The sequence below is a fragment of the Pseudomonas sp. 1928-m genome (assembly GCF_029269135.1).
In the GTDB taxonomy this organism is placed as follows: Bacteria; Pseudomonadota; Gammaproteobacteria; order Pseudomonadales; family Pseudomonadaceae; genus Aquipseudomonas.
The window spans coordinates 79876-93047 of record NZ_JARIXO010000001.1; the positions used below are offsets into that span (position 1 = coordinate 79876).

The following is a 13172-nucleotide window of genomic DNA, read 5'->3' on the forward strand; positions in this document are numbered from 1 at the left end:
TTTTTAACGCTGCGATGGCAACGCAGGTAGTTTTCAACAGCTTGTTAGCTGGCGACGCGCAAAGCATCGGCATCAACGCCGCGCACGCCACGGATGTTGCGTGCGGTCTCAATCGCCAATTGCTTCTCGGCGTTGCTCATCACGCTGCCGCTGAGGCTGACCATGCCCTTCTGGGTGTCGACCGAAATATTCAGGCCGTCGAGGTTGCGGCTGTAGATAAAGCTGGATTTCACCTTGCTGGTGATCCAGGCATCGCTGATCGCCACAGCGGTGTCATCGGCAGCGTTCTGCGCCTTGGCCGCTGTGCTATCGGTGGCGCTGACGCTGAGCAGGTTGTTCACCTCACGCACGCCATCGGTGTTGGCCGCCAGGCGACCGGCCAAGTCCTTGGCTTCGGCGCTCTGCGCGCTACCGGTCAGGCTGATCATGCCGTTAGCCGCTGCGACCTTGATGTCCAGACCTTCGGTGTTGCTGTTCCACAGCAGCTTGGATTTCACCGTGGCGGCCAGGGTGGCGTCGTCAAAACGCTGCGACAGGCTCGGCTCAGTGCTGGCCTTGGCTTCGAAGGCCGGGTCGAGGGTCAGCTGGTTGTCGACCTTTTTCACCCCGTCGATACCCAGGGCGATCTGCTCGGCCAGGTCACGTTCGACATCGGTTTCCACCTTGCCGGTCAGCTTGGCGCTGCCGTTCTCCACATCCACATCGATGGTGAAGGGGTTGAGATGGCGGTTCAGGGCAAACGCGGTCCAGATCGAGCCTTCCTGGCGCGCCTCGCTCAGCTCACGGCTGGTATCGCCCTCGGCAGCATAGGCAGCGAAAGGAGCCAGGCCGATAAGGCCGGCGGTCGCAGTGGCCAGGGCCAGAGTTTTCAGTTGATGCATGGCAGTTCCTCCAATGGATAACGATCAAGCTGGCAGCCGTTTGTCGCTGCCGTTACTGATAGATCGCAAGCCCCATGCCAGCTTCTTGAAACACAATAAACCATTAAATATCAATCACTTATAAACACTAGCCAGGTATGCCATGCGTGCACCTTGCATGATCGCCGGCGAACGGCCGTGCAACTTGCACGACGCCGCGCGGACTAACCCTGTGCACGCAATGACTGGGTGCGGGATAAGAAGGAGATGGCTATGCACGCAAGCACAGAGGAACACAGCCTGGGGCGCATTCTGCTGGTGGATGACGAGACGGCCATCCTGCGCACCTTCCGCTATTGCCTGGAAGACCAGGGCTATCAGGTGAGCACCGCGAGCAGCGCGGCCCAGGCCGATGCCTTGTTGCTGCGCCAGGTCTTCGATCTGTGCTTTCTCGACCTGCGCCTGGGCGCGGATGACGGCCTGGAGGTGCTGGCGCAGATGCGCTTGCAGGCGCCCTGGATGCGCGTAGTGATAGTCACCGCGCACTCGGCAGTGGACACCGCCGTGGATGCCATCCAGGCCGGCGCGGCGGATTATCTGGTCAAGCCCTGCAGCCCCGAGCAGCTACGTCTGGCCGCCGCCAAGCAGCTGGAAGCACGCCAGCTGATCGAACGCCTGGAGCGTCTGGAAGGCTATGTACGCAAGCCCGGCGACGGCCTCGACTCGCAGAGCCCGGCGCTGATGGCGGTGCTGCAGACGGCCAAACAGGTGGCCGATACCGACGCCAATATTCTGATTCTCGGCGAGTCCGGTACCGGCAAGGGCGAGCTGGCGCAGGCCATTCACCGCTGGAGCAAGCGCGCGAAAAAGTCCTGCATCACCATCAACTGTCCCTCGCTCAGCGCCGAGCTGATGGAGAGCGAGCTGTTCGGGCATAACCGCGGGGCCTTTACCGGCGCCAGCGAAAGCACCCTGGGGCGGGTTAACCAGGCCGATGGCGGCAGCCTGTTCCTCGACGAAATTGGCGATTTCCCGCTGGCCCTGCAGCCGAAACTGCTGCGCTTTATTCAGGACAAGGAGTACGAGCGCATCGGCGACCCGGTGACCCGTCAGGCCGATGTGCGGATTCTTGCGGCAACCAACCTCAATCTCGATGAGATGGTGCAACAGGGGCGCTTTCGCGAAGACCTGCTGTATCGCCTCAACGTCATCACCCTGACCCTGCCGCCGCTGCGTGAGCGCCGCGAGGACATCCTCGACCTGGCCGAGCGCTTTCTCGCGCGCTTTGTCGTCGAGTACGCACGCCCGGCGCGCAACTTCAGCGAGGAGGCGCGCGAGGCGCTGCTGACTTACGCCTGGCCGGGCAATATCCGCGAGCTGCGCAACGTGATCGAGCGCGCCAGCATCATCTGCACGGAAGCGCTGGTGCAGGTCAGCCACCTCGGGCTGAATGCTTCGAGCAGCCAATGCGCACCGCAGATCGGTGACCAGCTAAGCCTGGAGGCCCTGGAAAAAGCCCATATCAGCGCCGTGATGGCCAACAGCGAAAGCCTCGACCAGGCGGCGAAAACCCTCGGCATCGACGCCTCGACCCTGTACCGCAAACGCAAGCAGCTCAGCCTGTGAACCTGCGCAGCCGGCTGTTTATCAGCAGCAGCGCGTTGCTCACCGTGGCCCTGGTCGGGCTGTTGCTGGGGATGTTCAGCGTGCTGCAGCTGACTCAGGTGCAGAGCCAGGCGATGACCCGAAATCTGCAGATCATCGACGCCAGCCTGGGCCTGCGCCAGGAGCTGGGCAAGCAGGTGATTCTGCTGCTCGCCGAAGAACTCGACCGCGAGGCCCTGCAGGCCTCCGATCAGCAGTTCAAGGTCTGGCTGCAACGCGCCACCGAGAGCGCCACCAATGACAGCGACCGCCAGGCAGTTAGCGAGATCGAGCGCGCCTACGCCAACTTCGATGACCTGCTGGCCAAACCCCTGACCGTGCGCCGCGAGCTGCTGCGCAATGACGGCTTCGGCCGCGCCATCGAAGCCCTGCGTGACCGCATCAACGCGGTGCAAACGCGCTACGTCAAAGCCGTGGAGCAGGAAGAAGCGCGCGCCCGCGAGCGCGCCTGGCTGATCGCCGGCCTGCTCGGGATGATCGGCCTGGCGGTGCTGGTGATCGGCTTTGTCACCGCGCATAGCATCGCCCAGCGCTTCGGCCGGCCGATTGAGGCCCTGGCGCGGGCTGCTGACCAAATCGGCCAGGGCGACTTTCAGGTCACCCTGCCGCTGACCCCGGTGGCGGAAATGTCCGCCCTGAGCCAGCGTTTCGGCCTGATGGCCGAAGCCCTGCGCGAATTCAAGAACAGCGATGTCGAAGCCCTGCAAGCCGGCCAGCAACGCCTGCAGGCGGTACTCGACAGCATTGATGACGGCCTGCTGATCTTCGATTGCGCCGCGCGCATCGAGCACATCAATCCGGTGGCACAGCGCCAGCTGAACTGGGGCGACGAGCAGCTTGGACAGAAACTGGACGTGGCCATGCAACGCCCCGACCTGGCCGAGCAGCTGCACAAGGTGCTGCAAGGCGAAAGCCTGGACGAGGTGCTGGATGATGTGCAGACCGAGGTCGACGGCGAGCAACGTGTGCTGGCCTACAGCCTGTCCGGCGTTCACCACAGCGAAGGGCGCTTTATGTGCGCGGTGATGGTGCTGCGCGATGTCACCGAACAGCGCGCCTTCGAGCGCGTGCGCAGCGAATTCGTGCTGCGCGCCTCGCATGAACTGCGCACCCCGGTGACCGGCATGCTGATGGCGTTCTCGCTACTGCAGGAGCGCCTGCAGTTCAGCGCCGAAACCCGCGAGGCCGACCTGCTGAATACCGTGGATGAGGAAATGCACCGCCTGTTGCGGCTGATCAACGACCTGCTGAATTTCTCGCGCTACCAGAACGGCCTGCAGACCCTGGAACTCTCCGCCTGCGCCCTGGCCCCGCTGCTGCAACAGACCCAGGAGCGCTTCGGCGCCCAGGCCGCCGAGCTGCAGGTCAGCCTGGCCTGTGAGGTACACGGCGAACTGCCGGACGTGCAGATCGACCCGCTGCAGATCGAACGGGTGCTCGACAACCTGATCGGCAACGCTCTGCGCCACAGCCACCCCGGCGGGCATATCCGCCTGCAGGCGCGGCAGCAGGATGATCGGGTGGTACTCAGCGTGGAAGACAACGGCGAGGGCATCCCCTATCGCCAGCAGACGCGGATCTTCGAGCCCTTCGTCCAGGTCAGCCGCAAAAAAGGCGGCGCCGGCCTGGGCCTGGCGCTGTGCAAGGAGATCGTCCAGCTGCATGGCGGACAGATCGGCGTGCACTCACGCGCAGGGCAAGGTGCGCAGTTCTATGTGGCACTACCGGTGTAAGGCATTCCCGGGTATCAGCCTGGCTGATGGCGATTGCCTGTTGGCCAATGCTTGCCGACACTGCAGTGTCGCCAAGAGAGGAGCGCCGCCATGCCGAGCATCAATCCCAGCCCCGCCCAACTGGCTGCATTCACCGCCAAGGTGGCGGATGACACGCCGCTGCTGATGCTCAACCTGCTGCGTTTCCAAACCCAGGCCAGCTATGCCAGTGGCAGCAGCCATGCGCCGTGCAGCGGCCGCGAAGCCTATGCGCGCTACAGCCAGACGGCGCTGCGCAAGGTCCGTGGCGTGGGCGGCGAGGTGCAGGTCATGGCCGCCGCGCAGGCCGCCCTGATTGCCCCGGCCGATGAGCAGTGGGATGAACTGTTGCTGGTGCGCTACCCATCCAAAGCGGCTTTTCTCAGCATGCTCGCCGACCCGGAGTACCGCGCGGCAACCGAACACCGCACGGCCGCCCTGGCTGACTCGCGCTTGATTGCCACCACTCCGCGCTAACGGCCTGCTTACTGCTGGCGGTTAAGCACTAATAGCAAAGCCGCCGTCTCGGCATCCGGCTCGCCGTCATAGCGCGCCGGGCGGTATTTCATCTGCAAGGCGGCGATCACGTTGCGCGTGGCCTGGTCCAGCTCGCCATGGCTGGGCACGGCATAGCCTTGGCGCGCCAACTGCTCCTGAAACCACTGCACGCTCGGCAGGCTGGCACTGAACAGCGCCTGCTCACGCGCCACCTCGGCAGCATCCGGCCAAGGCATCAGGCCGGCATCGGCCAGGCGCTTCCAGGGGAACAGCGGGCCGGGGTCGACCTTGCGCTGCGGCGCGACATCGCTGTGCGCCAGGATGCTGCCGGGAGCCAGCTGGTGGCGCTGCATGATGTCCTTGAGCAGCACGATCAGCGCATCGATCTGCGCCGGGGCAAAGGGCTGCCAGTAGCGGCCACTGGGGGTGTCGTAGAAACCCTGGTTGACCAGCTCGATACCAATCGTGGTGCCATTGAGCCAGGTGCGCCCTTGCCACTGGCTATCGCCGGCATGCCAGGCGCGGCGGTTTTCATCGACCAGGCGGTAAATGGTCGGCGGCGCTTCGCCGATCAGGTAGTGGCTGCTGACGTCGGTCTCGGTCAGTAGCTGTAGCGAGCGCGCCAGATCGGTGGAGGTGTAGTGCAGCACGATGTACTGCACGCGGCTGTTCTGCCCGCTGGCGGTATGGCTATCGTCGATGCGTAAACCGCTGCTGCAACCGGCCAGCAACAAAACCAGAAAACTTAAACACAGAACTTTCATGGGCTGATATGCAACACGCTTTGCAGGTTATCCAGCAGCATGTCGACGCTGAGCATGATCAACAGCATGCCCATCAGCCGCTCCACTGCGGTCAACCCGCGAGGTCCGAGAAAACGCTGCAGCAACGAGGCCTGCAACAGAATAAAGGCGGTCGCCGCCCAGGCCAGCAGCACCGCGGCGTAGAGTTCCCAGAGCGGCCCGTCATGGGTATTGCGCAGGGTCATCAACACCGCCAGGGCGGAAGGCCCGGCCACCGCCGGGGTGGCCAGCGGCACCAGCATCGGTTCGCCATCCGGCACATCACCCAACACCCCTTGTGGGCCGGGGAAGATCAGGCGCATGGCGATCACGAACAGGATGATACCGCCGGCAATCGCGGTTGCCTCCCGCGACAGGCCCAGGGCGCTGAGCACTTTGTCACCAAAGGTAAGAAACAGCAGCAACAGCGCCAGGGCGAACAACAGCTCACGCGCGGCGACCCACAGGCGGCGCTTGGCCGGCACGTTCTTCAGCGCGGCGATAAAGATGGCGATATTGCCGAAGGGGTCGGTGACCAGAAAGATCAACGCGGCGATGCCGAAAATTTCCATGAAACGCTCCTCAACAGATCGGCAGAGTTTAGTGCGTATGCCGGCAGAAAACGCCTTTGATCAGGCAGAAACGCCACGCTGGTCTATTGCCTGGGCAAGGCGTGATGGACGCTGCTAGACTGAAATCTGTACAAATATGGAGATTCTGTACAGCTTTTGTATTGATTAGGAGATCACCACCATGCGCGCACTGCTGTGGTTCAAACAGGATCTACGCCTTGATGACCACCCCGCCCTGCAGGCGGGCCTGACCGCCGAATGCCTGCTACCGGTGTATGTGCTGGACCCGGCACTGCTGCAGCTCAACGAATTTGGCATGCGCCGTATGGGCGTGCACCGCGCGCGCTTTCTGCTGGAAAGTCTGGTGGCGCTTGAGGGCGAATTGCGCCAGCGCGGCTCGCACCTGCTGCTGGTGATCGGCTCGGCGGAGCAGGCGATTCCCCAGCTGGTTGCCCAGTTCAACTTGAACCAGGTGCTGACCCTGGAGGAAATTGCCCCCGACGAGCGCGCCCAGGTGGCCCGCGTAGCCCGGCGTCTCGGTGACATTCCCCTGCAGCAGGCGCCGGCCAACAACCTGTTGCGCACAGATGAACTGCCTTTCAGTGTCGAACAACTGCCGCATGTGTTCAGCCGCTTCCGCAGTCTGGTGGAGGAACGCCTGCAGGTGTTCCAGCCACGTCATGCGCCGGATCGTTTACCAGGGCTGCCCGATGGTGCGCTGGCGCTGATGCAACCGTTGCCGACGCTATCGCAATTGGGCCTTGGCGAGCCGCTTAGCGTGCCAGCCAGCGCCTTCCCCTTCTCCGGCGGCGAGCCCGCGGCGCTGGGCCGGCTGCGTGACTACCTGTGGAAAACCCAGGGCGTGCGGCAGTACAAGGACACCCGCAACGGCATGATCGGCAGCGAATACTCATCGAAGTTTTCGCCCTGGCTGGCCAATGGCAGCCTCTCTGCACGCCGTGTAGTGGCCGAGCTGCGGCGGCATGAGGCGCAGTTCAAACGCAACGACTCCACTCACTGGCTGTGGGTGGAAATGCTCTGGCGCGACTTCTTCCGCTGGACCCTGATTCGCCACGGCAGCGCGCTGTTCAAGGCCGGTGGCCTGAAAGCCACCGAACGGGCACCGCAGCAGCTGGATCAACGCTTTCAGGACTGGTCACGCGGGCGCACCGGCATGCCGCTGGTGGATGCCAATATGCGCGAATTGGCTGCCACCGGTTTTATGTCCAATCGCGGCCGGCAGGTGGTCGCCAGCTATCTGATCAATGACCTGCAGCAGGACTGGCGCCACGGTGCGGCTTGGTTCGAGGAACACCTGATCGATTACGACCCGGCCAGCAACTGGGGCAACTGGGCTTACCTGGCTGGCGTAGGCAACGACCCACGGCACAACCGGGTGTTCAATGCCCTGCGCCAGGCCCGTGAATACGACCCCGAGGCGCAGTACGTCAGCCTCTGGCTACCGGAGCTGCGCGATGTACCGCAGGCGCTGCGGCATACGCCCTTCCTGCTCGCTGGCGGGCATCTGCGCAGCCTCGGCTACCCGCAGCTGGACAGCATTCCGGAGAGTTGGAAGCCTTACCTGCACGCAGTGGCGTGAACCGAGTTAGCTCAACTCGACTCGATTGCGCCCGCCGCTCTTGGCGCGGTACAGCGCCTGATCGGCGCGTTCGAACACCTTGTCACTGCCTTCATCACCAACAAAGGCGGTCAGCCCAGCCGACAGGGTGATGGTCACGCGCTCACCACGAAAGTGGAACGGGCACTGTTCGACGCCATCGAGCAGGGTTTGCAGCAGCTGGTGACCGCCTTCCATAGGCGTGGAGGGAATCAGCAGCACAAATTCCTCGCCACCGAAACGGGCAATAAAGTCAGTCTTGCGCAAGCGCTTGGCCAGCTCGCCGGCAATGATCTTCAACACCTTGTCGCCGGCCAGGTGGCCGTAACCGTCGTTGATTCGCTTGAAGTGGTCGATATCCAGCACCGCCAGTAGCAGCTCGCCGCCATAACGCTTCCAGCGCGCCATTTCCAGCTCCAGACGCTCGCTCCAGCCGGCACGGTTGGGCAGGCCGGTAAGCGGGTCGATCATCGCCTTCTGCCGCTGTTCTTCGAGGTGATCGCGGAAGCTCTGCGCTTCCTGCTCCATATCGGCGACCTTCTGGGTCAGGCTTTGCAGGCGCTGCGCCACCTCTTCCTCATGGCCGTCACGGTGCTTCTGGTGCTCGCTGACCGTGCTGAGCAAACCCTCCAGGCGCGCCTCCAGGGATTGCTTAAGGGTTGGCAAATCGACCGCATCCTGCACGCTGGCCTGCAAACCACTGACCTGCTCGCGCAGCTCCAGATTAAAGCTGCGCGCACTTTCCACCGACTCGCTGTAGCCCTCATGGGCCTCACTGAGGGTGGTGAGAAATGACGCCAGGCGTTCGTTGAGCTGTTTCAGGTAGCTGGCAAACTCGCGCTGGCCGCTGTCGGTCACGGCCAGCACCAGCACCGCCAGGTCATCCAGCACCGACACCAGCTCATACCAGTTCAGGCCGCCCTGCACGCGCTGGCGCAAGGCTTCGCCCTGAGGCTGATGACGCTCCGGCAGCTCCAGTTCATCAAGCAGGCCCATCAGGCTGTCGCCGATATGCGGGGCAACGGCGCTGTAACCCGGCTCAGGAATTTCCGGCAGGGCGTAGGCCGGATCAGCAGAACCCTGGGCTGCTGCAACGATTGCAGGCGCTGCTGCTGTGCTGGGCACTTCGGCCGCCACAGGCTGTGCTTCTGCCGCAGAACCCGGGGTGACCGGTGCGACGGGCGCAGGCGCCTCGTTGTTCGGCTTTACCACCGCTTCAGCAGCCGCTGGGGTGGTTTGCGGTTGAGATTGCGCGGCAACAGTCGGGGCAGGCGCTGCGGGTTGCGTTATATCGACCAGAGCCAGCTCGCTAGCGGCAGGGCTGCCAGATGCAGGCTCCTTGCCGCCGAACAGACGCTGGAGGAACCCCGGCCGCGCCTGGTTGGGCTCAGCCTCAAGCGCGGCCAGGGCCTGCTGCTGCAGGCTGCTTAATTCGCTGAGCAGCGCCGGCAGTTCGCGCGGTTGGCTGGCACGTTCCTCAATGCGCTTGGCAAATTGCTTGAGCGCCTTGCGCACCTCGCGCGGCGGCTCCAGGGCGAGCAGCTGATCGGTCAGACTGGTGACCCCGGAGATGTTCTGCTCGACCCGGTCCTGGCGGCGCTTTTCCGAATCCAGCACGGCTTTTTCCAGGCGCGGAATCAGCGCCGACAGGCCGGCATCGATATCGTCGCGACGCAGAATATCGCGCAGCTCCTGCATGCACTGGTCAACCGACTTATCACTGCCCTCGGCGGCCAGCGAGCTGCGCACCAAGCCGCGTCTTAGCAGGTCGAGTCGGGCATCCCAGCTGCGTTCGAGTTTCTCTTGCTGTTCCAGGCTTTCCAGGTACTTGCTTTTCCAGCGCTGGGCATCATCGGTCATGGTTGCAGTCCACGTTCAGGGCTCAATCAGCATAGGCGCTGCCGGCCCATACAGTGAAGTGGGCAGCCGAATTTGCACCGCCACCGGCAGGTGATCAGAAATCGGCTGCGACAGCACTTCACAGCGCTCCAGCGGCAAGCCGGGGCTGAGCAGAATGTGGTCAAGGCAGCGCTGCGGCCGCCAGCTGGGGAAGGTCGCCTCGATCTGCGGGGCGAGCAGGCCAAGATCGCGCAGTGGCGAATGCTGCAGCAGGTCATTGGCATGGGTGTTCATATCCCCCATCAGCACCATGTGCCGATAGTCGCTCAGCAGTTCGCGAATATAGGCCAACTGGCGCGTGCGGGTACGCGCGCCCAGAGACAGGTGCATCATCACCACGGCAACTGCATCCGGCCCTTCGCCGAGGCGCAGCAACATCGCGCCACGGCCGGGTGGGCCGGGCAGCGGATGATCCTCCAGCAAACTGGGGCGCAAACGGCTGAGCACGCCATTGCTGTGCTGCGCCAAGCGGCCAAGATTGCGGTTGAGTTGCTGGTACCAGAAAGGGAAAGCACCGAGGTGCGCGAGGTGTTCGACCTGATTGACGTAGCCCGAACGCAGGCTGCCGCCATCGGCTTCCTGCAGCGCGACCAGGTCAAAATCACCGAGCAGATCGCCAATCCGTTGCAGATTGCCGCTGCGCCCGGCATGCGGCAGCACATGCTGCCAGCTGCGCGTCAGGTAGTGGTGGTAGCGCTGGGTGCTGATGCCCACCTGGATATTGAAACTGAGCAGCCGCAGGCTGCCGTTCTGCGGCCAATCATCTGCTGGCGCGCAACGTGGATTGACCTGTGGATCGCACAGGTCAATCGCCCGCCTGGCCGGCCAGCGCCTGAGCATTACGCGTTATCCGCGCACGCCAATTACTGCGCGGCGCGTTCTTTGGCGATCAGGTGATCAGCCACTTGCAGAGCCTGCTGCGGACCGCCCGAGCTGCTGATGTCGAAGCGGTATTTGCCATTGACGATCATCACCGGCACGCCAGTGATCTGGTAGGCCATGGCCAGTTTCTTGGCCTTTTCCAGCTGGCTCTTCACGCCGAAGGAGTTGTAGGTCTTGAGGAAGGCGTCCTTGTCGATGCCTTCGGCCGCCAGGAAGCTGGCCATCTCTTCAGGGGTCGCGAGCTTCTTGCCCTGCACGTGGATAGCGTCGAACACTGCGGCATGCACCTTGTGCTCAGCTTTCATCGCTTCAAGGGTGATAAACAGCTGGCCATGGACGTTCCACATACCGCCGAACATGGCAGGGATGCGCACGAAATTGACATCTTCCGGCAGGGTGTCGATCCACGGGTTGATGGTTTCTTCAAACTTGTAGCAATGGCCACAGCCATACCAGAACAGCTCCACCACTTCGATCTTGCCTGGCTTGGCAACCGCGACCGGGTTGTTCAGCTCGACGTACTGCTTGCCCGCTTCAATCGGCTCGGCATGAGCGCTCAGGCCAAACAGGCTGGCGGTGACGAGAGTGGCACTGAGGATCAGGTTACGCATGCGTTACTCCTTGGCTATAAACGGTGCGTGATGACGAACCGAAGTTCGACCCGCGAAGCAATCTGGGGTTCCGTGCATTGTAGCGATGCGCACAACGAAAAAGGGTGGCCTGAGCCACCCTATTTCATTACGACATGTCGCGGTGTTAGCGGATCAATGCAGACCCTGGATAAAGCTGGATACCGCTTCGATATCCTTGTTGCTCAGCTTGGCTGCGATGGAACGCATGATCATGCTGTCGCCGTCATTGGTACGGTCGCCTTCGCGGAAGTCCGTTAGCTGCTTGGCGATGTAGGTTGCATGCTGGCCACCCAGCTGTGGGTAACCGGCGGCATCCAGGCCAGCGCCGTTCGGCGAATGGCAGCCGGTGCAAGCAGGCATGCCTTCAGCCAGTTTGCCGCCGCGGAACAGCTCGCCACCACGCTCGACCAGTTTCGGATCGGCTGCGCCAACGCTCATCTGCTGGCTGGCGAAGTAGGCGGAGATGTCTTCCAGGTCCTGGTCGCTGAGGTTATCCAGCAGACCGGTCATTTCCACGATAGGGCGCGCGCCGGACTTGATGTCCTTCAGCTGTTTGAGCAAGTAACGCTCGCCTTGACCAGCCAGTTTCGGGAAGTTCGGTGCAGCGCTATTACCATCGGCAGCATGGCACGCACCACACACAACAACCTTACCCTGACCGGCTTCAGCATTGCCTGCGGCATGTGCCAGGCCGGTGATGCCCAGGGTCAACAGCAGACTCACGAGTACTTTGTTCATCAGCTAATCCAATTTACGGCTAAGAGAAAGAGTTTATAAGCCGGGCTTACTCGGTCATCAACTTGATGACGGCTTGGTAATCCTCGGCCGAGCAGTCCATGCACAACCCACGTGGCGGCATGGCACCCAAACCATTGGTGACGCTCTGTACCAGTGCATCGGTGCCTTTGGCCAGGCGCGGTTCCCAGGCAGCCTTGTCGCCTTTCAGCGGCGCAGTGGGAATCGCCCCGTTATGGCACACCCCACAAGAACGCGCATAAACGGCTTCCGGGTCCTGTGCAGCCTGAGCACTCAACGACAGCATCAATACACTGGCTGCAATCAGCAAGTTTTTCATCAGATCAACCTCATCAGGGAGGGGAACGTACTGCTTTCTAGGGGCAGATGATCTAAATCGTTCCCGTGAACACTTATCCAACAGCGGGAGAAAGCGCACACAAAATCTGCGCCATTATATACTGGCGTCATTGAAACGGAAACGACGCAGCTTGCCGCGCTATGCGCCAACAGGCAGGCTGCGCGCAAATGTCGCAAGGGCATCGCGCCTGTAACGTCACTCTACGCTCGCCCTCACGGATACCCAGATGCAAGCCAAGAACCCCATTATCGGTCTGTGCCAACAGGCTACTTTCCTTATCAGCGCGGCCAAAGTTGATCAGTGCCCTGAAGATTTCGGCCACGAAGTGGCCTTTGCCGGGCGCTCCAACGCCGGTAAATCCAGCGCCCTGAACACCCTGACCCACGCCAGCCTGGCACGCACCTCGAAGACGCCGGGGCGCACCCAGCTGCTCAACTTCTTCAAGCTGGATGAAGAGCGCCGCCTGGTCGACCTACCGGGTTATGGCTACGCCAAGGTGCCCATCCCGCTGAAACTGCACTGGCAGAAACACCTGGAAGCCTATCTGGGCAGCCGCGAATGCCTGCGCGGCCTGATGCTGATGATGGACATCCGCAAGCCGCTGACCGAGTTCGATATCCTTATGCTGGACTGGTCAGTTGCCAGCGAAATGCCCATGCATATCCTGCTGACCAAGGCCGACAAGCTGGCTTTTGGTGCAGCGAAGAACACCTTGCTCAAGGTTCGCCAAGATATTCAAAAGGGCTGGGGTGATCGCGTGAGCATCCAGTTGTTCTCTGCGCCCAAGCGCATTGGCATCGAAGACGCTCAGGAAGTACTGGCGCAATGGATGCAACTGGGTGAGTTTGCCCTGCCGGAAGACGAAGAAGTCGACGCCTGATTAAAGACGCCACGAATGAAACGGCGTGTCCGATGGG

At 62.4% G+C, this 13172-nt stretch carries 13 protein-coding genes; 5 read left to right on the plus strand and 8 right to left on the minus strand.

From position 1 onward, the window contains the following. Positions 1 to 44: 44 nt before the first annotated feature. On the minus strand, positions 45 to 881 hold the full coding sequence (locus P3C18_RS00345; protein WP_275959903.1) for a BON domain-containing protein: 837 nt from the start codon (positions 879 to 881) through the stop codon (positions 45 to 47). A 252-nt stretch (positions 882 to 1133) separates the two neighbouring features. Between P3C18_RS00345 and algB the strand changes: the two genes are divergently transcribed. From algB to P3C18_RS00360, 3 genes are all read left to right on the plus strand, one after another. Continuing rightward, entirely contained in the window at positions 1134 to 2486 is a 1353-nt protein-coding gene (algB, locus tag P3C18_RS00350; protein WP_275959905.1) for a sigma-54-dependent response regulator transcription factor AlgB, read from the plus strand. Then, the gene (locus P3C18_RS00355; RefSeq protein WP_275959906.1) at positions 2483 to 4258 is read left to right on the plus strand and encodes a KinB sensor domain-containing domain; all 1776 of its coding nucleotides are present in this window, start codon (positions 2483 to 2485) and stop codon (positions 4256 to 4258) included. The genes algB and P3C18_RS00355 overlap by 4 nt, the downstream gene beginning before the upstream one ends. 90 nt (positions 4259 to 4348) lie before the next feature. Further along, a complete protein-coding gene (locus P3C18_RS00360) occupies positions 4349 to 4753 on the plus strand; it encodes a DUF1330 domain-containing protein (RefSeq protein WP_275959907.1) in 405 nt (134 codons plus the stop codon). 8 nt (positions 4754 to 4761) lie between these two features. Here P3C18_RS00360 and P3C18_RS00365 read toward each other — a convergent pair whose 3' ends face one another. Together P3C18_RS00365 and P3C18_RS00370 are read right to left on the minus strand one after the other, a co-directional pair. Then, a complete protein-coding gene (locus P3C18_RS00365) occupies positions 4762 to 5538 on the minus strand; it encodes an N-acetylmuramoyl-L-alanine amidase (protein ID WP_275959908.1) in 777 nt (258 codons plus the stop codon). After that, positions 5535 to 6128: a MarC family protein gene (locus tag P3C18_RS00370; protein ID WP_275959909.1), complete on the minus strand. Its 594-nt coding sequence runs from the start codon at positions 6126 to 6128 to the stop codon at positions 5535 to 5537. Before P3C18_RS00370 ends, P3C18_RS00365 begins: the two co-directional genes overlap by 4 nt. 181 nt (positions 6129 to 6309) lie before the next feature. Between P3C18_RS00370 and P3C18_RS00375 the strand changes: the two genes are divergently transcribed. Then, positions 6310 to 7728 carry a DASH family cryptochrome gene (locus P3C18_RS00375; protein WP_275959910.1) on the plus strand — a complete coding sequence of 473 codons (1419 nt, stop codon included), beginning with the start codon at positions 6310 to 6312 and terminating at the stop codon, positions 7726 to 7728. 6 nt (positions 7729 to 7734) lie between these two features. Here the strand turns inward: P3C18_RS00375 and P3C18_RS00380 are convergent, their stop codons facing one another. The 5 genes from P3C18_RS00380 to P3C18_RS00400 form a co-directional block, all read right to left on the minus strand. Beyond that, entirely contained in the window at positions 7735 to 9606 is a 1872-nt protein-coding gene (locus P3C18_RS00380; RefSeq protein ID WP_275959911.1) for a diguanylate cyclase, read from the minus strand. A 15-nt stretch (positions 9607 to 9621) separates the two neighbouring features. Continuing rightward, positions 9622 to 10485: an endonuclease/exonuclease/phosphatase family protein gene (locus tag P3C18_RS00385; RefSeq protein WP_275959912.1), complete on the minus strand. Its 864-nt coding sequence runs from the start codon at positions 10483 to 10485 to the stop codon at positions 9622 to 9624. 23 nt (positions 10486 to 10508) lie between these two features. Beyond that, positions 10509 to 11138 carry a thiol:disulfide interchange protein DsbA/DsbL gene (locus P3C18_RS00390; RefSeq protein WP_275959913.1) on the minus strand — a complete coding sequence of 210 codons (630 nt, stop codon included), beginning with the start codon at positions 11136 to 11138 and terminating at the stop codon, positions 10509 to 10511. 153 nt (positions 11139 to 11291) lie between these two features. Further along, a complete protein-coding gene (locus tag P3C18_RS00395; RefSeq protein ID WP_275959914.1) occupies positions 11292 to 11897 on the minus strand; it encodes a c-type cytochrome in 606 nt (201 codons plus the stop codon). A 46-nt stretch (positions 11898 to 11943) separates the two neighbouring features. Next, on the minus strand, positions 11944 to 12234 hold the full coding sequence (locus P3C18_RS00400) for a c-type cytochrome (protein WP_275959915.1): 291 nt from the start codon (positions 12232 to 12234) through the stop codon (positions 11944 to 11946). A 247-nt stretch (positions 12235 to 12481) separates the two neighbouring features. On the opposite strand from P3C18_RS00400, the gene yihA reads away from it, so the two are divergent. Continuing rightward, positions 12482 to 13135 carry a ribosome biogenesis GTP-binding protein YihA/YsxC gene (gene yihA, locus P3C18_RS00405; protein WP_275959916.1) on the plus strand — a complete coding sequence of 218 codons (654 nt, stop codon included), beginning with the start codon at positions 12482 to 12484 and terminating at the stop codon, positions 13133 to 13135. Positions 13136 to 13172: the final 37 nt, after the last annotated feature.